The sequence below is a fragment of the Borreliella americana genome, assembly GCF_021043605.1.
Lineage (GTDB): Bacteria > Spirochaetota > Spirochaetia > Borreliales > Borreliaceae > Borreliella > Borreliella americana.
In genome coordinates, this window is record NZ_JAJNFB010000060.1 from 1 (window position 1) to 405 (window position 405).

The window sequence follows — 405 nt, forward strand, 5'->3', positions numbered from 1 at the left end:
AAAATTTCTTGAATATTGGATATTGGTATTCGATATTCTACATTAGAAGGATTTTTTATTAAAGAGCTTTCTAGTGGTATTTTTTGTGTTAATATGATTTCTGATGTGCTTAAATTTTTTGACTTATTATCTGCAATTAAGGCACAAGAGAATAATAAAGTGTATGTAGTTAATATTAATAATATTAATCTATTAATATTATTCATGTTATTCATGATTAGTATTTTAGCATAATTTTTTGTTTATGTTTTTGATTTGAAGTTTTCTAGAACTTTTATTTTTTGTTTTTCCAATTTTTTACATTTATATTATATTTTTAATATTATTAAAAATAATTGATTTTTTTAATATAAATTATAGTATTTTAATTTTTTTTAAAAATAGTTGATGTTTTTTAATATAAAC

The 405-nt window shown here is 17.0% G+C and carries 1 pseudogene; it reads right to left on the reverse strand.

The window, feature by feature from the left end:
* A pseudogene (locus LRB30_RS05840) lies at window positions 1-206 on the reverse strand (hypothetical protein); the annotation flags it as partial.
* Between the last annotated feature and the right edge of the window lie 199 nt (window positions 207-405).